Origin of the sequence: Rahnella variigena (assembly GCF_003610915.1) — a bacterium.
In the GTDB taxonomy this organism is placed as follows: Bacteria; Pseudomonadota; Gammaproteobacteria; order Enterobacterales; family Enterobacteriaceae; genus Rahnella; species Rahnella variigena.
Map to the genome: position 1 here is coordinate 3019578 of NZ_NSDJ01000001.1, position 22414 is coordinate 3041991.

Below are 22414 nucleotides of genomic sequence, written 5' to 3' on the forward strand. Positions count from 1 at the left end.
GAGTCATTATGTTTAACGATTTGAAAGGTCAGCGTGTTTTGATTACCGGTTCAACTAAAGGCATCGGTCTGGCGGCGGCGCAGGCATTTGCGGCGGCGGGCGCAAAGGTTGGGATTAACGGCCATCGTCATGATGCCAGCCTCGATGAACTGGCGGCTGACATCGCTAAAAATGGCGGCGAAGTGGCGTACTTTGGCGCGGATGTCACGAAATCTGCCGAATGCGAAGCGCTGGTGGCGAACTTTGTCGAACGTTTTGGCGGAATAGATGTACTGATTAATAACGCCGGCGGTCTTGGCGGGCGTCAGGGGCTGGAAAACATCGACGACGATTTTTATGACCATGTGATGGATTTGAATGCCCGTTCGGCGCTGATGGTCACAAAATTCGCCATTCCGCATTTACGTCATGCGGCGAAACAAAGCGGCAAAACTACGTCGGTGATCAGCACCGGTTCCATTGCAGGACGTGAAGGCGGCGGGCCGGGAGCGAGTCTGTACGCGGCCTCAAAAGCCTGGCTGCACAACGTTCACCGTAACTGGGTGAAGGAATTCACTAAAGACAATATCCGTTTCAATGTTATCGCGCCGGGCACTATCGACACCGTGTTCCACGCGGATAAAAGTGCAGAAGTGCGTGAGAAAATCGCCGGCTCTATTGCGATGGGACGTTTCGGTTCGTCGGAAGAGCTGGCACCGTCTTACCTGTTTTTCGCCTCGCACGCCTGTAGCGGTTACATCACCGGCCAGATATTAGACATTAATGGCGGTCAGATGGCGCCGTAGCGCACAGTTTGGGTGTCTTAGTGCGACGGCAGCATGCAGCGTGCCGTCGCCTGAACTATGATGTCGGCAATCTGCACAGTAAAAAGGGAAGAGCATGACGTTGCAGTTTGAAACCGCCGCAGGCATGACCCGTGGCCTGAATACCCATATCGCACGTGATATTGCACGTAAAATCCTGTCGGGCGAACTGGCGTCGGGAGCCATTTTGCCAAGTGAAATCGAGCTGGGCGAACAGTTTGGCGTCAGCCGTACCGCACTGCGCGAGGCATTGAAACTGCTGACATCCAAAGGGCTGCTGGAGTCGCGGCCTAAAATCGGCACCCGGGTTAAAGAGCGCGCACAGTGGAACATGCTGGATCCGCAGTTGCTGGAATGGATGCAGGGCATGGAAGCGACAGAAGAAATCTATCACCAGTTTCTGGAATTTCGCAAAGCCATTGAACCGCACGCTACCGCGCTGGCCGCCGTGAATGCCAGCAAAGAACAGCGCATCGAACTTTCGCGGATCTACCGACAGATGTGTCATGTCGCTGAAAATTTTGATGCTGAGCAGTGGGTGGATATCGATACCAAATTTCACCGGATGATCTTTATTGCCTCCGGTAACTGTTTTTATGTGCCGTTCGGCAACGTGCTGACCACTATATTCAAATGGTTTTTTGAGTATTCCTCAAAAGAAGGGGGCATGTGTCTGAATGAACATAAGAGGATTTACGAAGCCATTATGGCCGGGGATGAAGGTGCCGCTTTTTCTGCGTCGCTGAGCCTGATGAAAGGGCATAAGCACCGGTTGCATCAGACATAACGGTTTGTGAACCGTTGCACTACGTTTTACACAGCGCAGATTTTCTGCGCTTTTTTACGTCTGTCGATCCTGAAATGAGATTTCTGATACAAAAATGAAACAAATGTCACGGGCGCTTACGCCACAGTGCCAGTGCATCGTATAGACTTGTCATAATTATTACGGTCTAATCTTTTCATCGACACGATATATTTAAATGACCCGATAAAGTTACAGTGAATTATATTAATCATTAACTCGGTGAATGCATGAAAATACTCAAGGTCAGTGATTTCTTTCTATCAGAACATCATGCTTTCAGTTTATTCGATATGAACCGACAGTCGATGGAAGATGTACACGTGCATGAATTTGATGAACTGGTTATTGTCCGAAATGGCAGCGGCTTTCATATCATCAACGATCAGGTGGAGTTTATTCATAAAGGCGACTTTTTTATCGTCAGCGCACACGATGTTCACTGTTATGAATCTACTAATAAGTTGTCAATAATCAATATTCTGCTACATAAAGAACGACCTTTTCATTTTATCAATAACATCGCTGAACTGACGGCGGGGATCAAAGAATATACCGGGTCGATGAAGAAACGTCGTACGGGATTATCGGATGAAGAATTGGCCAGAGTGATTGAACTGACGGATAAAATCACCCGGCAATCTGATGCCCGATATGATAACGCCTACTTTGCGACCGCAGAGTCTTATTTATTATCGATGATAGTGATGCTTTACCAGTGTGCCATGCGTAAAGAATGTCGTGCCAGTGAGACAGAATCTGGGAAGCGCCATCTTCTGAATCATCTGCGCGAAAATTATACCTGCACGATTAACTGGGATTATTTATGCGAAGAAAGTGGTGTCGCTAAAAGAACCATGTTCAGGTTTATAAAGGAGATCACCGGCTTTACACCGGAAAGGTTCCAGCAGCGCTACCGTTTATTAAAAACGCAGGAGTTGTTACGCACCTCGGATTTAAGCATAGGGAAAATAGCCACGCTGTGTGGATTTTCCACCACATCCCGCCTGACGGAAGCGTACAAAAAACAGTTTCAAAGAACACCCTCTCAGGAACGGACGAGAGTCAGTAACAGTGTTATTTCAACCACGCATTAATAACCTGTTCCGTTAATCTAAAGCAGTAATTTAAAGAAACAATTTAAAGCAATAGTTCAAAGTAATAATATCAAACCATAATAACAGTAAACAGAAAGGACCTCTCAAGGATCATTTAATTCACGTACACCTCTGAAGGACATTATTATGTCAACCACTAAACAACCTAATCCCTGGTACGTCGGGGTGGTTTCCGGCATGGCGTCATATATTGATTCTGCTGCTATAGTTTCAAACGGAACGGCTCTGGTTATTTATCAGAAAACGATCGGCACCACGGTAGTTCAGATAGGAATACTTTCAGGAATACTCACGCTGAGCATTGCGCTGGGGGCATTGACGGGCGGAAGGCTGGGCGATTGTTACGGCAGACGCAAAGTGTTTATTGCCACCATGATAATGATCATTATCGGCACGTTGTTTCTGGCATTCGGCGACACTTTTGCGCTGCTGCTGGCGGGAACATTGCTGGTCGGGCTGGCCACTGGTGCAGATTTACCCGTTTCTCTGGCGACAATTGCCGAAGCGGCAACAGACAAAAACCGCGGCAAGATTATCGGCCTGTCGAATCTACTGTGGTTCTTAGGGATTGGCAGCACGATGGCAATTTCTGCCGTCGTAGGGGGTTGGGGGCGGCCCGGTGCGCAGATCATGTATCTGCATGTCTGCGCCGTGGCCGTCGTTTTGCTGGCGTTGCGCTGGACCATCCCGGAATCCCCATTATGGCTGATCGCGAAAAACGAAAGGCGTGCAGGCATTGTGACGGTGCGGGCTCAGAAAGCCTCATTTAAAGATCTCATCCACGGAAAATATTTGTGGCCGTTTATTGCGCTGTGTTTGTTTTATGCTTTCACCAATCTTGCCGCGAATACCGGTGGTCTGTTTGGCACCTATATCGCGGTAAATGTGGTGGGTATTTCCGTTGAACAAAATTCGCTGTGGAATCTGCTGACCATGCCGGTCGGTGTATTCGCCGGGATCATGTTTATGCGCTTTGTTGATACGCCGAAACGTATTCCCGCATTTATTCTGGGGGCTATTTGTTTCGCGGGCGGATTCTTCCTGCCGGTATTATTTAATTTCTCACCTGCCTCCTGGTTTTGTTGTCTATTCTTTACTGCTATAGGCAGCGGACTGGCTTTCGAAGGAATCATGAAAGTCTGGTCACAGGAATCGTTCCCAACCATGCTGAGGTCTACGGCGCAAGGTATTATTGTCGCTATCTCCCGGTTGTTATGCGGTGTGCTGGCCTTTATTACGCCGCTGTTACTGGAAGCCGGACCGCAGGTGCTTTATACCCTGTTATCCGCGACAGTGGCTTCCGGATTATTGATCGGCTGGATCTGTTTTCACAGTAAACAACGAAACGAATTTAACAGTGAGGCCGAAGTGCTCATAAAAGATACAACGCCTGAATATCCGGCATCCGCTGTTAAACAAATTTAGTTATCTATTTCACCGAAATTACGAAAGGAGTCACGAATTATGCTCGCAGTAACCAGACTTACACTGAATCAGGAATCCGCATTATCAGGCGTGCAGGAACTTCCTGTATTGGGTTGGGAGATTGAAAGCCACAACAGAAACGTCCGGCAAACGGCGTATCGGATTCAGATTAGCCATCAACAGAGTTTTGATAATGTTCTGCTTCGCGGCGAATGGCAGGAAAGTGATTGTTCAAATAATGTTCCGTTAATGGAATTAATGCTTACCTCTTCCCAGCATTATTTTATTCGTGTGCAGGTGCGTGATAATTATGGCGAGACCAGTAACTGGAGTTCTCCCGCAGAGATGATATCAGGGGTGCTTTATTCTCATGAATGGCAGGCTGATTTTATTTCTGCTGAAACACCGGCAGATAAAGATCAGTCCGCGGGCACATTACTGAGAAAATCGTTTGTCCTCAACTGTAGTGAAGATATTCAGTCAGCCTTTATTCATGTCAGCGCGCTCGGGCTTTATGAATTACATCTTAATGGCCAGAAAGTCGGAGAAGATGCCCTGACGCCGGGCTGGACGAGTTATCACAATCACTTACTTTATCAGACCTATAATCTGACCAGCCATCTGGAAAAGGGTGAAAACGTCATTGGCGCCATTGCAGGTGCAGGCTGGTACAAAGGCGATATGGGGTTCAGCCGTCATCGTAACTATTACGGCGAGCAAACTGCCTTTATTTCGCAACTGGTCATCAATTACAAAGACGGTTCTCAGGAGGTTGTGGTCAGTGATGAAAGCTGGAAATGCCACGACTCCGCCATTCTTTTTTCAGAAATCTATGACGGCGAAATTTATGATGCGCGCCGGGAAATACCCGGCTGGTGCGCGAAAGGTTTCTCTGACAATGCCTGGCGGCCGGTCAGTCGTGTGGCGCATGAAAAATCCACGCTGGTCGCGCAGGGAAGTAACACGGTCAGAAAAATGGAAGAACTTAAACCGGTTGCGCTTATCACCACGCCGCAGGGTGATACGGTCATGGATTTTGGTCAGAATCTCAGCGGTTGGGTGGAGTTTACGGTCCGGGGTAAAGCGGGCGATAAAGTGGTGCTGCGCCACTTTGAAGTGCTGGATGCGCAGGGCAATGTGTATCTTGATAACCTGCGTTCAGCCACGCAGCGCACTGAGTATGTTCTCAAAGGTGAGGGCGAAGAAACCTGGCATCCGCATTTCACCTGGCAGGGATTCCGTTTTGTGAAAGTAGAGGAGTATCCGGCACCGCTGGATCTGAATAATTTCACTGCGATTGTTTTGCATTCCGCAATGGAACAGACCGGCTATTTCGCCTGCTCAAATCCTGAATTAAATCAGTTGCATCACAACATTTTGTGGGGCCTGAAAGGTAACTTTGTTGATGTGCCGACGGACTGCCCGCAGCGTGACGAAAGGCTGGGCTGGACGGGCGATGCACAGATTTTTTGCCGCACGGCGAGCTATCTGATGCAAACCCGCAATTTCTTCGCCAAATGGCTGACCGATCTTCGTTATGACCAGACACCGGAAGGCGGCGTGCCGCACGTTATCCCGGATATCCTTACCGGCTATTGTGGCAAAGACCGTTTGCTGTCGGAAGGTGGAACTCATTCCGCATCGGCGTGGGCGGATGCGGCGGTGATCAATCCGTGGACGATGTACCTGATGTATGGCGATACCAACGTGCTGGAAAATCAGTACGCCAGCATGAAAGGCTGGATTGATTTCATGACTGACCATGCCGAAAACCATATCTGGCGCTACAAATTGCAGTTCGGCGACTGGGTGGCGCTGGATGCAAAAGAGGGCAGTTACTTCGGTGCTACGCCAAACGACCTGACCTGTACGGCGTATTACGCTTACTCCACGCAATTGTTCGCCAAAACCGCCAAAGTGCTGAAACGCAACGCAGACTATGAGCATTACATTGCCCTGCATCAGGCGATTGTCGGGCGTTTTCAGGAGGAATTCTTCACACCGTCCGGGGGGCTGACGGCCAGAACGCAAACCGCTCATATTCTGGCGCTGTATTTCAATCTGGTACCCGAGGCGTTTCGCCAGAAAACGACTGATACGCTGGTTGAACTGCTCGAAGAACACGACGGCCATCTGGTCACCGGTTTTGTCGGTACGCCGTATTTCTGCCATGCACTCAGCCAGAATGGCCGCGTCAAAGAAGCGTGGAATTTGCTGCTGAAAGACGATTTCCCGTCATGGTTGTATCAGGTGAAAGCCGGTGCCACCACCATCTGGGAACACTGGGATGGCATTAAACCGGACGGCAGTATGTGGAGTGCCGACATGAATTCCTTCAATCACTATGCTTACGGCGCAGTGGGCGAATGGCTTTACCGTGTGGCGGCGGGAATTGAAGCGGACGAGGAACAGCCCGGATTCAAGCATTTCGTCATCAAACCGCTGACCGGCGGTGGCCTGAACTGGCTGGAAACCCGCTATCAGTCGGTTTACGGCGCTATAGGTGTGCGCTGGGAAGTCAGTGGTCAGGACGTGAGTCTTTGCGTGAATGTTCCGGCAAATACCTCAGCCACTCTGGTGCTGACGGGCGCTGAAACTTTACTGGAAGCCGATGGCGTGAAATTTATCCGTAATGCAGAAGGGTTTACCGCAGAGGTTGGCTCTGGCGAATACCGGCTGAAATATCACGTCGCGGAATGAAGTGGTCAGGTAGCAGGTCGTTGAAGAACACCTCCTTTGCGAAAAGGAGGTGTTTTTTACAGCTGAATTACAGATGAATTACAAATAGCGATTTTCGAGATGCGCGCGGAAGAACGCAGGATTCAGCGTTTCGCCCGTGGCATTTTTGATCAGCTGATCGGTTGAGAAACGGCTGCCGTGTTGCCAGATATTTTGCTGCAACCACTGGAACAACGCCGTCAGGTCGCCGCGTACAATATCGTCCTGCAACGTAGGGATCGCTTTGTTGGCCGTCTGGAACAGTTGTGCGGCATACATGGCACCCAGCGTATACGTCGGGAAATAACCAAATCCGCCGTCGGTCCAGTGAATATCCTGCATACAACCGTCGCGGTAGTTCCCGACGGTATTGATGCCCAGATATTCCTTCATCTTGCTGTTCCACAAGGCCGGAATATCGTCAACTTCAACGTCACCTTCCATCAGTGCTTTTTCGATTTCATAACGCAAAATCACGTGAGCCGGATAGCTCAGTTCATCGGCGTCAACACGGATGAAACCAGGCTGAACGCGCTGGTTCAGTTTCATAAAGTTGCTTTCATCCAGCCCTTCGCGATGGCCGAATTGCTCGATTACCAGCGGGTAAACTGACTTCAGGAACGGCTCGCTGCAACCTAATTGCATCTCAAACAGCAGGCTTTGAGATTCATGCACGCCCATTGAGCGTGCGTTTGAAACCGGCTGACCGAGCCATTCTTTCGGCAGATTCTGCTCATAACGCGCATGACCCGTTTCATGGATCACACCCATCATGGCGCTGAGGAATTCATCTTCGTTATAGCGCGTGGTGATACGCACATCCTGCGGCACGCCGCCACAGAACGGGTGCGCGCTGACATCCAGACGACCGGCGCCAAAGTTAAAGCCCAGACGTTCCATCACTTTCAGCCCGAGCTGGCGCTGTTTTTCGATGTCGAACGGACCCTGCGGCGCGATGCGGGTTTCAGATTTTTGCTTTTCGACCACGGTCTGCAACAAATCCGGCAACCAGGTTTTCAAATCGCCAAACAGCACGTCGAGTTTCTGCGAGGTCATACCCGGTTCGTACAAATCGAGCAGGGCATCGTAGCGGCTGATGCCCGCGGCTTCTGAACGCAGCTGCGCTTCCTGACGGCTCAGTTTCACCACTTCTTTCAGGTTATCAGCGAAACCTTCCCAGTCATTGCTTTTGCGCTGAATGCGCCATGCCTGCTCGCAACGCGCGCCTGCCAGTGATTTTGCCTGCACCAGACTTTCCGGCAACAGGGCGGCCTGCTGGTAATGACGACGCATCTCACGCAGGTTTGCCTGCTCCACGTCGTTGAGCTGTTCGCCGCCCGCCTGCTCCAGCCATTCACCAACCTGTTTCGCGGTGAGGATCTGATGCGTCAGCACGCTCAGTTCGGCCAGTGCTTCCGAACGGGCTTGTCCGCCTTCCGGTGGCATCATGGCGGCGGCGTCCCAGCCTGCAATTGCCGATAAGTGGCCAAAGCGGGAGAGGCGGGCGAAGGTGTCGTGTAGTTTTTTATAAGCGATGGTCATTGTGGCTCCCTTCCTGATTTTCGTTATTAGGCTGCTCAACAGCCAGATTAAATGTCGGTTTTACCGGCCAGCTGAAACGCAGACTGGCACCGCCCAGCGGGCTGCTGTCAACGGCGATGCGTCCCTGATAGGCCACGGCGATGGAATGTACGATAGCCAGCCCCAGCCCGCAGCCGCCGGTAGCGCGATCGCGGCTTGGGTCCAGACGCACGAAAGGTTCGAAGATCCGCTGACGTTCTTCCTGCGGAATGCCCGGCCCGTCGTCTTCGACTTGCAGGCTGGCCAGTTCACCGTCCAGCCACAGGCTGACGCGCAGGGTTTCCTGTGAATAACGCAGCCCGTTATTGACCAGATTATCCAGCACGCGCTCCATCAGGCGTAAATCCACGCCGCCGAAATCGCTGTTTTGCGGCGCGTCATACAGGATCGTGCGCTCGGTGATCATGCGGAAATCATCGACTTTGTCTTCCAGCCATTCTGCCAGATTCACTTTTTCAAGATTCAGCGTCACCTGCGGCCGGTCAAGGCGCGCATACGTGAGCAGTTCATCGATCAGCGCTTCAAGCTGCCCGATATCCCGGTTGATGGCGATTTGCTCCGCCTCGGGTAAATTTTCGCTGATCGCCAGCCGGTAACGCAGGCGAACCAGCGGTGTACGAAGCTCATGCGCAATGCCGTCGATCAGCAGTTTTTTACTGGCCACCAGCGTGCTGATATTGTCCGCCATCTGATTAAATGCCACACCCAGACGGTTCAGGCTGGAGGTCGAATCAAAATCAATGCGCTCGTCAAGATGCCCGTTACCCAGGCGCAGCGCCGAGTTCTCCAGACGCAGCAAATCCTGCCAGTGCGGACGCATCCACAGGAAAACGGGTAAAGCGAGCGACAGGCCGATGAACATCAGCAGAACGAGATCAAGCACGCGCATCTCGTGCATGTAAAACAGATACGGGATCGGACCGACCACCAGCACGTAATGGCTGCGCGGCACCCGCTGGATAAACGTATATTCATCATCGAGCGCGACAATTTCGCCGTCTTTCAGGCGCTGATCGAGCAGCGGACTGAGTTTGCGTTTGCCCAGAGGTTCAATGTGCAGTTTGAAAGACAGATTCAGATCCAGCGTATTAATGGTCTTATTCCAGTCTTTGATCGGGATTTCCCTCAGCTCACTGCGCATTAAATAGAGCGAACTTTTCATCAGGTCGTTCATGGACTGCCGGCCGGTTTTCTCCGCGGTCACTTTATAGACCAGCCCGACCAGCATCGCCATGACCATAAAGCAGACCAGCAGTAACAAAAAGAACTGGATGAAAAGCTTTTTCATTCCTGCAGTGACTCCCAGGCATTAGGGGCAAACAGATAGCCTTTGTTACGCACGGTTTTAATGCGGAAGGGCTCAAGTGTGTTGTCATATAACTTGCGACGCAGGCGGGAAATCGCCACATCGATACTGCGATCCAGCCCGTCATAGCTGACGCCACGCAGATTTTTCAGCAAAGCTTCGCGATCCATAATGCGGCCTGCGTGGGTCGCCAGTTCCCACAGCAAATCAAAGTCGGAAGTGGAAAGCACTATAGTTTCATCCACCAGCGTGACTTCGCGGTTCACCGGATCGATACATAACTGGCCAAAGTGCAGGGCATTGCCGCTTTTCAGGGTCTGAACCGGCTGTTCGCTCTGCAGGGTCTGCGCCGGACTCTGGCGTAAATGCAGGCGCAAACGCGCCAGAAGCACTGCCGGTGGCGTCGTTTTCAGGATGTAATCGTTAGCGCCCATTTCCAGCGATAAGATGTGGTTCATGTCGCTGTCGAGCGAGGTCAGCAATACGATGGGCCCCGGAAATATCGGCCGTAAATCGCGGCACAACGTCATGCCGTCTTTGCCGGGAAGCATGATGTCCAGCAGGACAAGATCGGGTTTTTCTTTCTCAATGCGCGCCTGCGCTGTATCGCCACGCGGCTCAACCAGAACATCAATATCGTGTTTACCCAGATAGGCGGCGATCAGGTTGCCGACTTCTACATCATCTTCTACAAAAACGATTTTATTCATTGGCTTGCTGCTTTAAGAAATCCGGTGATTAGGATAGCGTGACCCGGCTGGCGACGCCATCCTGCGAGCGTAATAGAACATGTCAGTTTTGCGGCGTAAATTCCATATACGCGAAATACTTTCGATAAATTCTGAAATGATAAATTTTGTCTGATCAGGCAATAATTGCTCAAACTTAAGCACCCGAACCGACTGGCAAAGTATCGGTGAATTATGCCATTATATAGGTGAATATCTTCATCGTTACAGATTGATTTACCTAATTGATTGACCCTGACCAGGAAGAGGAATAGGGGATGAATGAAAACCGCCTGGTACCTGATGCGCGCAGTCAAAAAGCGACCTTTGACTATATGGAGTATTTGTCCGCATCCTGCAAAAAGAAATGGAGCTTTGTTGACGCGATTTACGGTGTGATGCCGTTCTTCGGCATGGTACTGAAATCCCGCTCTAAAAAAGAAAATTCCCGGCAGGAAGCCTTACGCGCACTGGCTTTACAGGTGGTATCCACGCAGGTCAGCGATGAAACCAATATCGTCCGGCTGATTGAACTGGCAGAGCAGCAAAATATGTACAGCATTGATATTAACCTGCCGTACTCACTGACCGAAGAACAGCTCACTGCGATTAAAGTGGAATGCAAACATCTGGTGCAATTAAGTCAGAATAACGATCATCTGTTAGTGCAGATTATGCAGATGCCTTCCAGGCACTGATTTATCCGTGATGCTTGTAAAAAGAAAGGCCGCTTGCGCGGCCTTTCTCATTTTCAGATCATGCTGAATGCGCAGTTTCCTGCTTATTTCTTCAGTTCTGCACGCAGGTCTTTCACGTCTGAGGCTGACACCGGCGCAGCGGCATTTCCCCAGCTGTTACGGATATACGTCAGCACGTTCGCCACATCGGCGTCACTCATGTTGGCATCAAACGAAGGCATAGACGGCGCCGTTGGTTTGCTGTCCGTTGCGACCGGACGGCTTCCCGTCAGCACTACGCGGATAAGCGATGTGGCATTGGTCTGATTAATCAGCGCGGAATCAGCCAGACGCGGGAACAGTCCATCCTGACCTTTGCCGTCCGGCGTATGGCACGCAGAACAACGGTCAGCATAGATGTGCTTCCCGGCCATCATGGCGTTATCTTCCGCTTTCACCGGCGCAGGGGCTTTATTCCCGCTGTCGTGACCACTGTCTTTCAGATAAACCGCCACGGCTTTGAGATCCGCATCCGTCCAGTGCTGTGAAGAATTCGTTACTTCTTCAGCCATCGGGCCTGATGCCATATCGAAGCGGTTAGAACCGGTCTTCAGATACTGCATCAGATCTTCCTGCGTCCAGTTGCCGATACCGGTGTGTTTATTGGTAGTGATGTCCGGAGCAACCCAGTTTTCCACCACGGCGCCCTGCAGGAACTCGCTGTCTTTATCGCCGCCGATCATATTTTTCGGCGTGTGGCAGGTTCCGCAGTGTCCCAGGCCTTCAACAATATAGGCGCCGCGATTCCATTCAGCAGACTTATCCATCTGCGGTTTGAATTCGCCTTTGTTGAAGTTCAGCCAGTTCCAGCCCATCAGACTGGTACGGACGTTGAACGGGAACGGCAGCTGGTTGGTTTCGACTTCGTGATGCACCGGTTGCAGGGTTTGCAGATAAGCCCAGATGGCGGCGTTATCGTCACGGGTGACTTTGGTGTACGCCGTGAACGGCATCGCACCATACAGACGTTTTCCGCCGTGACCGATGCCTTCGGACATCGCGCGCTGGAAGTCGTCGAAGCTCCATTTACCGATACCCGTTTCCGGATCCGGCGTGATGTTTGCGCCGACCAGACGGCCAAATGGCGTTTCAATCGGCACGCCACCGGCGAAAGGTTTGGCATCCGGCGTTGAGGCCGTATGACAGGCCGCGCAGTCGCCCACGGTGGCCAGATAACGCCCGCGTTCTACCTGATCGAAAGAGCCGTCACCCGCGGCATGTGCCAGACCGGGAACGCTCAGTGCCAGTAATCCGAGTGAGAATGACGTTAATTTCTTCATGCGATCATCTCTCCCGGTTTTTTCAGATAGAAGTTACGGATGGCATGGGCAGCTTTAAACGCCAGCGCGCCAACGGTGCCGGTCGGGTTGTAACCCGGGTTTTGCGGGAAGGCGGAAGCGCCGACCACAAACAGGTTAGGTACATCCCAGACTTGCAGGTGTTTGTTGACGGAACTGGTGGAAGGATCCGCGCCCATCACAAAACCGCCGACCACGTGGGAAGACTGATACGGTGTACCGTTCCAGTGACCTTTCATCGGGTTAGCAACCAGCTGGCGCGGGTTCATTGCCTTGGCGATTTCAGCGACTTTACCGGTGCAATACGCGGCCATCTTCAGGTCATTTTCCGGGAAGTCGAAGGTCACACGCAGCAGCGGACGACCCAGACGATCCTTATAGTTTGGATCGAGCGACAGATAGTTGGTTTTAGTGGTGTAACTGCTGGCCTCACAACCGATCGACATAGAACTGAGGTAGTTAGCGACCGTGGCTTTTTTCCACTCGCTGCCCCATTTCGGCGTTCCAGGCGGAACAGGGCGGTAACCGATTGGCGCGCCACCGATTGGCGTCACGCGGATACTGCCGCCGCCGAAGAAACCCAGACCGCTGTGGTCAAAGTTGTCATTGTTAAAATCATCAATGCCCATACCGACCGCGCCTGCGCCGATGAACGGGTTGAAGTTTTTGTCATCAAAGAACAGCTGCACGCCGTTGGCGGTCTGATAAGCATAATTACGACCCGTGGTGCCGCTTAACGTCACCGGATCGTACGGTTTGCCGATACCGGAAAGCAGCATCAGACGCACGTTTTCAAAGGTGAATGCGCTGACAATCACCAGATCTGCTGGCTGTTCCCACTCGTCGCCGGAAGAATCGATGTAAACCACGCCGGTGGCGCGTTTGCCGGTGGAATCGGTCAGCACCTGCATCACTTCACAGTTGGTGCGGGCTTCGAAATTCTCTTTGCGGATCAGCGCCGGTAAAACGGTGGTGATGGCGCTGGCTTTCGAGTAGTTTGCGCAGCCGTAGTTAGTGCAGAAACCGCAGTAAGTACACGGCCCCATTTTCACGCCGAGCGGGTTGGTGTAAGGCTCGGAAATCAGCGAAGAGGGTACAGGGAACGCTTTGTATCCCATGTTGCGCGCGGCTTCAGCAAACAGCGTCGGACCATAAGGCTGATCCATCGGACGGGTCGGATATTCAATCGAGCGCATCCCTTCATACGGGTTACCGCCATCATGATGTTCGCCTTTCACATTGCTGGCTTTCCCGGAAACCCCGGCAAGGCGTTCGAAAGACGCGTAATGCGGTTCCATTTCATCCCAGTCGGTGCCCCAGTCCTGCAACACCAGTTCTTCCGGGATAGCGTTAGCGCCGTAACGTTCGGTCAGATGGCTTTTAAGACGGAATTCATCCGGCTGGAAACGGAAGGTGATCCCCGCCCAGTGGTTGCCTGCGCCGCCGGTGCCGTTGCCCGGATGGAAAGAACCCCATTCGCGCATTGGCAGGGCAGTTTGCGCCGGATTGTTACGGATAGTGATGGTGTTCTGGCGGGTGCGCAGCATCAGTTCCTGACGGCTGTTGTAGCGCAATTCGTCGGTGACGGTGGCTACGTTGAAATCACGGGCGGTATCGCGCCACGGGCCGCGCTCAATCGCCACTACGTTGAGGCCTTCGTCGCATAATTCATTGGCGATGATTGAACCGGCCCAGCCGAGCCCGATCACCACCACATCAGTTTTAGGTAATTTCTTTGCCATAATGTTGTTCTGCCCTTAGCTTTTCATTTTCCATGCGTCGCCGCCCGAAATACTCAGCGGTTCCAGATCGAGTTTCTGGTTATGTTTGCCGACATATTCACGGTAGTCGTAGCGTGCGCCAGGGAAGCCCAGCATTTTCCACGACACCATATTGCGGTTACCGCCATAAATCGGATCGGCAAAGAATCCTTCCATGGTGTTTTTCAGCGCAATGGCGAAGAACAGTTTGGAATCGATCCCATCGAGGGCTATTTTTCCGTTTTCCAGACCGGACAGGATTTGGTCCTGCTGGTCACCGGGCAGGTCTTTGAACAACTTCTGATGCTGAGACTGGGTATATTTATCCAGTGCGGCCAGGCCAAGACGGTAGCGTTGCTGGGGAACCAGCGGAGACTGATCGCCTTGCTCCGGCGTGCCTTCCTGGAAAGGCCCTTCCATATAAAGGCGGGCGTAGGTGCCGTAGAAACCAGCCAGCTGGCGGTCGATAAACACAGCGCAACCGGCATCTTTGCCGCCCACACTCAGATTATCGGCAGGCACCAGCCGGTCAACGATGGCTTCCATTGCGGCGGCTTCAGCGTCGGTGAAGAACGCCCAGCCATCGATGTCAATTTGCGGTGGCGGACTCGCATCGAAGGGGCTCCACACGGGCGTACCTTTGAGCGTGACTGCGTTTGCGGCTTTGGCTGCGCCCAATACCGCTGAGGCTGCCGTGAACGAGAGAATCTGCCGGCGTGTCACACCGGGCAATGTTTTTTTGCTCATTTATGTTCCCTGTTTTTTAGAAGGGCTATGTGTTGCAACAACTGGCTATAAATGGCGTTGGTCCTGCCTGTTACCGGCGGATAAAACTTCCACGGAAAAACGCCATTATGATTTGAGATACGCTCTGCTAAAGCAGTCGGGTGGCATCAGAAATCGTTAACCTGCTAAGGATAAATGAAAACAGACTGTAAAGATAAATGGTTAGTGTGTTAAAAATGTTATGAAATGTGTGTGAATTGATTATTTCGATGTAATTTTAGATGAGATTTTGTGATCTGATGACACATCATCCATGTATTCATCAAGGAAATGAATTCAAATGATTTCACTTAAGGAGAAGGGTTGTGTGACCTTTTGTGGCATGAAGGTTGAATTATGCTGCTCGTGAGGTAAGATCGAATATTACCTGCAAAATGTGTAAGGCATGACAAACGTCACAGATTTTTTTTCTGATTTATTGAAGCGTTGCGCGGTCCCTGCCATTCTCGCAGGGGGAACTGCTCTCTATGCTGTAAGCGCCAGTGCGCTGACGGCAGACCCTGCCGAATACGGCGGCCTCAGCTATAAACTTACCGGTTTCCTGCCGGCCAGCGATAATCATTCAACGTTTAATACCGGCACTGCGCCGCAGACTAATGTTCTGCCGAGTCTGGGCAGCCAGTACATAAAGAATGATACCGGCCCGAGTGCCACTGAAAAACAGCTGGCAACCACCCTGAAAGAACTGGGAACCACCACCACTGACAGCGACGATCCGCTGCGCATACAGGCCGAAACGCTGGCGCTGACTCAGGCCGCCAAACTGGTGCAGAAAGAAACCAGCAGCTTGCTTTCGCCGCTGGGCACGGTCAGTACCACGCTGGATGTGACCGGCCATAATCTTGATGGCAGCTCCGGTCAGCTTTTCAGCCCGTTATACAATTCTGAAAACAATCTGGTCTACAGTCAGATCGGTCTGCAAAGCGCGGCTGACGCCACGGTCGGTAACTTCGGTTTAGGGCAGCGCATCAATACCGGCCCGTGGATGCTGGGCTACAACGCGTTTATCGATAATGATTTTGACCGTCAGCTGACGCGGGGCAGTCTGGGTGCGGAAGCCTGGACAGACTATCTGCGATTCTCGACCAACTATTATCAGCCGTTGTCCTCCTGGAAAGCCGACAGCATTACGTCGACGCAGTTGCGCCGTCAGGCTCGCGGTTATGACATCTCCACCAAAGGGTATTTGCCGTTTTATCGCCAGCTGGGTGCGTCGCTCAGTTACGAACAGTATTTTGGCGATCAGGTCGATTTATTTGGTAACGGAACGCGCCAGAGCAATCCGTCGGCGGTGTCGTTCGGACTCAATTACACGCCGGTTCCGCTGGTGACGGTGATGGCGGAGCATCAGGCGGGGCAGGACGGCGATAATCAGGATCTGGTTAAACTGACGCTGAACTACCGGCTGGGCGTGCCGCTGGCTCAGCAGTTGTCACCGCAGAATGTGGCGGCAGCGCGATCGCTGCGCGGCAGCCGGATGGATATGGTCGATCGCAATAACATGCCGGTGATGGAATTTAAGCAGCGCAAAACGTTATCGGTGTTTTTAGCCACGCCGCCGTGGTCATTACAGCCGGGCGAAACAGTGCCGCTCAAACTGCAATTACGTGCGATGAATTCCATCGTGGCGCTGAGCTGGCAGGGTGACACGCAGGCACTGAGCCTGACGCCACCGGCGAATAACCGTAACCCTGATGGCTGGAGTGTGATTGTGCCGCCGTGGGATAACTCGCCGGGTGCGACCAACAGCTACCGGCTTTCCGTCACGGTCGAAGACAGCAAATCCCAGAAAGTGACATCGAACTGGATTACGCTCACTGTCTCCCCGCCGCTGACCGCACAACCGCAGTACGGTGACGATGCGGGGCTGAATTTTTAGCTAAGGCAGAAAGGCGAATTGCTTTTGCTCCTCCCCCTGCGCGAAGGGGGAGGTTGGGAGGGGGTTTTTAAAGGCTAACGACTGTCAAAGCACATTACTCTGCAATACCCACACTGCGGCTTCGACGCGGGATTTTAGCTTCATTTTTTTCAGCAGATGTTTGACGTGAACTTTCACCGTACTTTCGGTGATATTCAGACGGCGGGCGATCATCTTATTCGGCAAACCTTCTGCGATCAGTTTGATGATGTCGCGCTCGCGCGGCGTCAGAGACTGGATATCGCGGTCGCCGCTCGGGCGGCTTTCCCGCAGGCTGGCGGCCAGCACTGGCGTCAGGGCTTCACTCAGTACCATTTTTCCGGCGGCGGCGTTGTGCAACGCCGTCAGCAAATCCTCCGGCTCCATATCTTTGAGTAAATAGCCGTCTGCGCCGCGTTTAAGTGCCGTCACCACGTCATCTTCATGATTCGATACGCTGAACACCACAATGCGGCCGGAAAGCGAGGTCTGACGCATACTGTCGAGCGTATCAAGGCCGTTCATGCCCGGCATGTTCAGATCAAGCAAGATCAGGTCGGGATCGAGCTGTTTCGCCAGTTCCACTCCCTGTTCGCCGTTGCTGGCTTCGCCAATCACCTTCAGGCTGGTATCCAGCGCAATCAGCTGTTTGACGCCATTGCGCAGCATCGGATGATCGTCAATCAGCAAAATAGTGGAAGGGGTCATGTCGTTCATACTTGCTCCTGGGGATTAATGGGCAGTGCTTCCGGACGAAAACGGACTGTCACTTCTGTGCCGCCGTCCGGGCGTCGGGCAACCCGACATTTACCGTGTAAGGTGCTGGCGCGATCCTGCATGATGATCAGACCATAATGATTTTGTCGTTCAACATTCGGCGAAATACCTTCGCCGTTATCGCAAATGCGCAGCGTGATTTCACCGTCGACGCAATGCAGTGAAAGCGAAACCTGCGTGGCGTTAGCGTGCTTATAGGCATTGTTCAGCGCTTCACGGGCGATATGCAGCAGGTGAATGCCCTGATTGGCCGGCACGGAACGCGGCGGGATCTGGTAATCAAAATCTATCGTCAGTCCCATGCGGCGTGAGAATTCATCGACCGTATGTTGCAGCGCAGCCCGCAGGCCGGGAGTATTGAGCGTCAGGCGGAACGTGGTCAGCAATTCACGCAACTGACGATAAGCCGTACTCAGTTCATCGCGCATTTGTTGCAGCACATTCTGATCTTCTTCGCTGAAAGCAGCAGCGTGCATTTGCAGACAGGCGACCTGAATTTTCAGGCAGGAAAGCGACTGCGCCAGCGAATCATGCAGCTCGCGGGCAATTGCCGAACGTTCTTCCATCAGCATCAGCTGTTGCTGATGTTCGGCCTGACGCGCCAGCATCAGCGTGCTGGTCAGTTGCTCAAGCAAGGTACTTATCAGCTGCTGATGTGCATCATTCAGATTCTTGCCCGGCGGCAGTTGCGCCAGTAACACGCCGTAATTTTCACGCTCATCACGCAGACTCCAGCTCAAAGACTCGCCACCGTCATTCGCATGTTCCCCGACTTTCGGACTGACAGGCTGACGTGGTGAAGCATTGCTGAATTCGTTGAACACTTCGGCGCTGTTATTTTCGTATTGCCGCAGTTGCACGCCACTCAGCGGAGTCAGCGACTGCAATTCTTTCAGCACCGGTTCCATTCGCGCTTCGAGCGGCTCGCTGGTGTGAAGCTGACGGCTCACGCGATACAGATAATCCAGCATCTGATTTTTCTGCTGTAAATCAGCGGTTTTCTCCGCCACACGCTGCGCCAGATTATCGACCAACTCCGCCAGCGCCAGGGACATGCTGTTCAGCGAGTCGCCGAGAATATCCATTTCATTATGTGCATCACCATTGGCAACCCGTTTGCGCTGATAACGATGGCTGAAATCACCGGCGGTGATGGCACTGGCCTGTGAGAGCAGACTTCTCCACGGGGCCAGCAAATGACGGCGCAGAAACCAGATGGTCAGCGCCAGCAGCAGAAGCGTTACAGCGACCAGACCGCGCTGGATAAGCGAAATCTGCTGTAAGTGGTATTCAGTTTTATGTTCCAGTTCGGCGACCAGCACATCAAGCTGACCCACGAAGACCGCGATATTGGCCGAGACGTCCTGCGGATGCTTCGCGGTCAGAATCTGATCCCGCAGCGTTGTTTGCCAGTAATTACGCAGTGCCTGGAACTGCGGTTGCAGGTTTTCGCGCTCTACCGCCTGCAGCAAATCGACACTGTTCTGGTCGGCTTCAATCTGGCGAATATACGCGGTGTTTTTCCCTTCGAGCGGCACTTCGGACAACAACCGGTAGCTTTGCATACGCAGCGAGCCGGCTTTATTAATCGCGTGGGCGTTGCCTTCGATACTACCCGCCATCCACGCTGCCATACTCATTCCGCCAATACCCAGCAGGCCGAGCAGCAACATCAGTAATGTTGTCTGGCTGACCAGCGAAAGAGAAGGCAGAACACGTTTAAGCATGAATCGAATTCCTGGAATTTATCGGGATAGTTAAAAGTGTGGATCGCCACAGTCCTGTACGGAGTGGGCATTTTTTATGATCACAGGGCGTTTCCCTATACCTCTTTATGATTACTCCTTTATTTCCATGTGGGTCTTGCCGGTAAAAATGGGGCAGGGAACTCTTTACCAACTTTATGAATATTAGCAGTTTATTGGAAACTCGCCGAATACTCATAAAGGATTTGTGGTCATTTTCTGGCCATGATCCACCTGCTGTTGCGTTGATTTGTATCAACATCGGGAGGCGGGGCTCTACCTAGTGTGTGCGACATAACTTAATCATTACAACAACAATGCGTTGCCACCCGAGGTAAACATGTCACATACATCAGCTTCACCGGCGGAAAAACCGTCCCGCCTTTTGCAGGACTGGCGTCCGGAAGATCCGGAATTTTGGGAAAAGACCGGGCATAAAGTGGCCAGCCGAAATTTGTGGATTTCTGTTCCCTGTTTGCTGCTGGGTTTTTGTGTCTGGATGCTGTTCAGCCTGGTTTCTGTCAATCTGAACAAAGTCGGTTTTAACTTCACCACCGATCAGCTGTTCATGCTGACAGCGATCCCGTCAGTTTCCGGCGCACTGCTGCGCGTACCTTACTCCTTTATGATCCCGCTGTTTGGCGGTCGTCGCTGGACAGCAATCAGCACCGTTTTCCTGATCCTGCCATGTGCATGGCTGGGCTTTGCGGTGCAGGATACCAGCACCTCTTATAACGTCTTCCTGATCATCGCGCTGTTGTGCGGCTTCGGTGGTGCAAACTTCGCCTCGAGCATGTCCAACATCAGCTTCTTCTTCCCTAAAGCGAAGCAGGGCGGCGCACTGGGTATTAATGGCGGTCTGGGTAATCTGGGCGTGAGCGTGATGCAACTGGTTGCTCCGCTGGTGATTTCCCTTGGCGTTTTCGCGGCGTTCAGTGACAAACAAACGCTGGCGAACGGTTCAGACATGTGGCTGCAAAATGCGGCGTGGATCTGGGTGCCTTTCCTGCTGATCGGTACGATTGCAGCATGGTTCGGCATGAATGATCTGGCGTCATCTAAAGCGTCAATCCGCCAGCAGTTGCCGGTGCTCAAGCGCGGCCACCTGTGGATCATGAGCGTGTTGTATCTGGCTACGTTCGGCTCTTTTATCGGTTTCTCTGCCGGTTTTGCCATGCTGACTAAAACTCAGTTCCCTGAAGTAAACATTCTGCAATTCGCTTTCTTCGGCCCGTTCTTCGGTGCGCTGGCGCGTTCTGCGGGCGGCATGTTGTCTGACCGTCTCGGCGGTATCCGCGTGACGCTGGTGAACTACATTGTGATGGCGATTTTTGCAGGTCTGCTGTTCCTGACCCTGCCGGTTGGCGGCGTGGGCGGTAACTTCCCGGCGTTCTTCGCCGTATTCATGGTGCTGTTCCTGACGGCCGGTCTGGGCAGTGGTTCCACCTACCAGATGATTGCGGTGATCTTCCGTAAACTGACTACCGATCAGGCTAAAGCACGCGGTGCTAGTGATGATGAAGCATTGCGTGAAGCGGTGACGGATACTGCTGCGGCGCTCGGTTTTATCTCTTCAATCGGCGCGATTGGCGGGTTCTTTATTCCTAAAGCGTTCGGTACTTCACTGGCGATGACCGGTTCACCGGCTGGCGCGATGAAAGTCTTCCTGGTGTTTTACGTGGTTTGTGCGCTGATCACCTGGCTGGTGTACTGGCGCAAACTGAACAAAGGTTTTGCGACCAAACAAAGCAATAAATAATCGCACTTTGCTAAATGACGGAAGGGGCTTCGGCCCCTTTTTTGTATTCTGATCAACAGTAAATACTGAACCTAATCAGGTATAAGCCATAACGATTCAGACTTTTTAAAACCGGCGGATGGCGTTATAAATAACGGGATAAATAATTTCTCACAGGGTTCCCGCAATGAAAACTGCCCATCTTGTTGACCCCGAGCTGCGCCCGTTGCTGGCAGATATGCCGGATCGCGTGCTTGAAGCCTCCGATTTACCCGCCATGCGTGAGCAGCGTCAGGCGGCGGCACTGGAAAGTCTGTTACATGATGACGGATTGCCGGTGACGGTGACTCAACATCACATTTCAGCAGGTGAAGATTCGCCCGCAGTGCGTGTGGTGGTGATTTCGCCGCAGCATCAACGGAAAGGGCGGATGGGCATCCTGCATATTCACGGTGGCGGCTATGTGCTCGGCAGTCCGGAACAGTCGATGCCACTGACGCGCCCGACGGCGGCGCAGCAGGATTGCGTGATTGTCTCGGTAGATTACCGGCTCGCGCCGGAAACGCCTTTCCCCGGTCCGCTGGAAGACTGCTATGCCGCGCTGGTCTGGATGACCGCACAGGCAGATGAACTTGGCATTGACCCTTCGCATATCGGCGTCATGGGCGACAGCGCGGGTGCCGGTCTGGCAGCGTCGCTGGCATTGCTGACCCGCGACCGTGGTGGCCCAAAGCTGGCGTTTCAGAACCTGATGTACCCGATGCTCGACGACCGTACCGTCACCGATCCCAACCCCAATCCGGTCACCGGCGAGTTTTCGTGGACGCGTCAGGACAACCGTTTCGGCTGGCACGCGTATCTCGGGCATGAGGCGGGTTTGCCTGAAATTTCCTGCTACGCAGCCGCTGCCCGCGCGGAAGATCTCGGCGGATTACCTCCGGTCTGGATGGGTGTCGGTTCGATTGATTTATTCCTGGATGAGAATATTGAGTATGCCCGCCGGTTAATCCGCGCTGGCGTGCCGGTAGAATTCAGCATCTATCCGGGCGGATTCCACGGTTTCAATGGCGATCCGGCGTATGCTCTGGCCCGCCGTGCCCGTAAACAGCGTCAGGATGCCTTAGCCGGTTTTAATCCGCTGCGTCATACCCATGACTTTGGCTTATAATAGGCAACACTCAATCAGGCAAAA

The 22414-nt window shown here is 52.6% G+C and carries 17 protein-coding genes; 9 read left to right on the top strand and 8 right to left on the bottom strand.

The annotated features are described in order from the left end of the window. Positions 1-8 precede the first annotated feature (8 nt). From CKQ54_RS14065 to CKQ54_RS14085, 5 genes are all read left to right on the top strand, one after another. On the top strand, positions 9-785 hold the full coding sequence (locus tag CKQ54_RS14065; protein WP_120162874.1) for an SDR family NAD(P)-dependent oxidoreductase: 777 nt from the start codon (positions 9-11) through the stop codon (positions 783-785). 94 nt (positions 786-879) lie between these two features. Beyond that, complete coding sequence (locus CKQ54_RS14070; RefSeq protein ID WP_120162875.1) at positions 880-1590, top strand: FadR/GntR family transcriptional regulator; 711 nt, start codon at positions 880-882, stop codon at positions 1588-1590. Between the two features lie 248 nt (positions 1591-1838). After that, complete coding sequence (locus tag CKQ54_RS14075) at positions 1839-2705, top strand: helix-turn-helix domain-containing protein (RefSeq protein ID WP_120162876.1); 867 nt, start codon at positions 1839-1841, stop codon at positions 2703-2705. Positions 2706-2852: 147 nt separating this feature from the next. Then, positions 2853-4151, top strand: coding sequence for an MFS transporter (locus tag CKQ54_RS14080; protein ID WP_120162877.1), 1299 nt, complete (start codon positions 2853-2855; stop codon positions 4149-4151). Positions 4152-4190: 39 nt separating this feature from the next. Then, positions 4191-6851: an alpha-L-rhamnosidase gene (locus CKQ54_RS14085; protein WP_120162878.1), complete on the top strand. Its 2661-nt coding sequence runs from the start codon at positions 4191-4193 to the stop codon at positions 6849-6851. Between the two features lie 78 nt (positions 6852-6929). Here CKQ54_RS14085 and CKQ54_RS14090 read toward each other — a convergent pair whose 3' ends face one another. From CKQ54_RS14090 to rstA, 3 genes are read right to left on the bottom strand one after another with little or no spacing between them, the layout of a single operon-like run. Beyond that, complete coding sequence (locus CKQ54_RS14090) at positions 6930-8411, bottom strand: carboxypeptidase M32 (protein WP_112290129.1); 1482 nt, start codon at positions 8409-8411, stop codon at positions 6930-6932. Then, positions 8395-9738, bottom strand: coding sequence for a two-component system sensor histidine kinase RstB (gene rstB, locus CKQ54_RS14095; RefSeq protein WP_120162879.1), 1344 nt, complete (start codon positions 9736-9738; stop codon positions 8395-8397). Before rstB ends, CKQ54_RS14090 begins: the two co-directional genes overlap by 17 nt. Beyond that, entirely contained in the window at positions 9735-10466 is a 732-nt protein-coding gene (rstA, locus tag CKQ54_RS14100) for a two-component system response regulator RstA (RefSeq protein ID WP_120162880.1), read from the bottom strand. The genes rstB and rstA overlap by 4 nt, the downstream gene beginning before the upstream one ends. Positions 10467-10762: 296 nt before the next feature. On the opposite strand from rstA, the gene CKQ54_RS14105 reads away from it, so the two are divergent. Further along, the gene (locus CKQ54_RS14105) at positions 10763-11182 is read left to right on the top strand and encodes a hypothetical protein (RefSeq protein ID WP_112290134.1); all 420 of its coding nucleotides are present in this window, start codon (positions 10763-10765) and stop codon (positions 11180-11182) included. Positions 11183-11265: 83 nt separating this feature from the next. Here the strand turns inward: CKQ54_RS14105 and CKQ54_RS14110 are convergent, their stop codons facing one another. From CKQ54_RS14110 to CKQ54_RS14120, 3 genes are read right to left on the bottom strand one after another with little or no spacing between them, the layout of a single operon-like run. Then, positions 11266-12501 (bottom strand): c-type cytochrome, encoded by a 1236-nt coding sequence (locus CKQ54_RS14110; protein WP_120162881.1) that lies wholly within the window; start codon positions 12499-12501, stop codon positions 11266-11268. Beyond that, positions 12498-14261 (bottom strand): GMC family oxidoreductase, encoded by a 1764-nt coding sequence (locus CKQ54_RS14115; protein ID WP_112290136.1) that lies wholly within the window; start codon positions 14259-14261, stop codon positions 12498-12500. The genes CKQ54_RS14110 and CKQ54_RS14115 overlap by 4 nt, the downstream gene beginning before the upstream one ends. Before the next feature lie 15 nt (positions 14262-14276). Continuing rightward, positions 14277-15026 carry a gluconate 2-dehydrogenase subunit 3 family protein gene (locus tag CKQ54_RS14120; protein WP_112290138.1) on the bottom strand — a complete coding sequence of 250 codons (750 nt, stop codon included), beginning with the start codon at positions 15024-15026 and terminating at the stop codon, positions 14277-14279. Positions 15027-15450: 424 nt separating this feature from the next. On the opposite strand from CKQ54_RS14120, the gene CKQ54_RS14125 reads away from it, so the two are divergent. After that, entirely contained in the window at positions 15451-16944 is a 1494-nt protein-coding gene (locus CKQ54_RS14125) for a YchO/YchP family invasin (RefSeq protein ID WP_120162882.1), read from the top strand. An 84-nt stretch (positions 16945-17028) separates the two neighbouring features. Here CKQ54_RS14125 and narL read toward each other — a convergent pair whose 3' ends face one another. Further along, positions 17029-17679: a two-component system response regulator NarL gene (narL, locus tag CKQ54_RS14130; protein WP_112290142.1), complete on the bottom strand. Its 651-nt coding sequence runs from the start codon at positions 17677-17679 to the stop codon at positions 17029-17031. Next, on the bottom strand, positions 17676-19466 hold the full coding sequence (narX, locus tag CKQ54_RS14135) for a nitrate/nitrite two-component system sensor histidine kinase NarX (protein WP_120162883.1): 1791 nt from the start codon (positions 19464-19466) through the stop codon (positions 17676-17678). Before narX ends, narL begins: the two co-directional genes overlap by 4 nt. Before the next feature lie 358 nt (positions 19467-19824). Between narX and CKQ54_RS14140 the strand changes: the two genes are divergently transcribed. After that, entirely contained in the window at positions 19825-21243 is a 1419-nt protein-coding gene (locus CKQ54_RS14140) for a NarK family nitrate/nitrite MFS transporter (RefSeq protein WP_120162884.1), read from the top strand. 166 nt (positions 21244-21409) lie between these two features. Next, complete coding sequence (locus CKQ54_RS14145; protein WP_120162885.1) at positions 21410-22390, top strand: alpha/beta hydrolase; 981 nt, start codon at positions 21410-21412, stop codon at positions 22388-22390. Positions 22391-22414 lie beyond the last annotated feature (24 nt).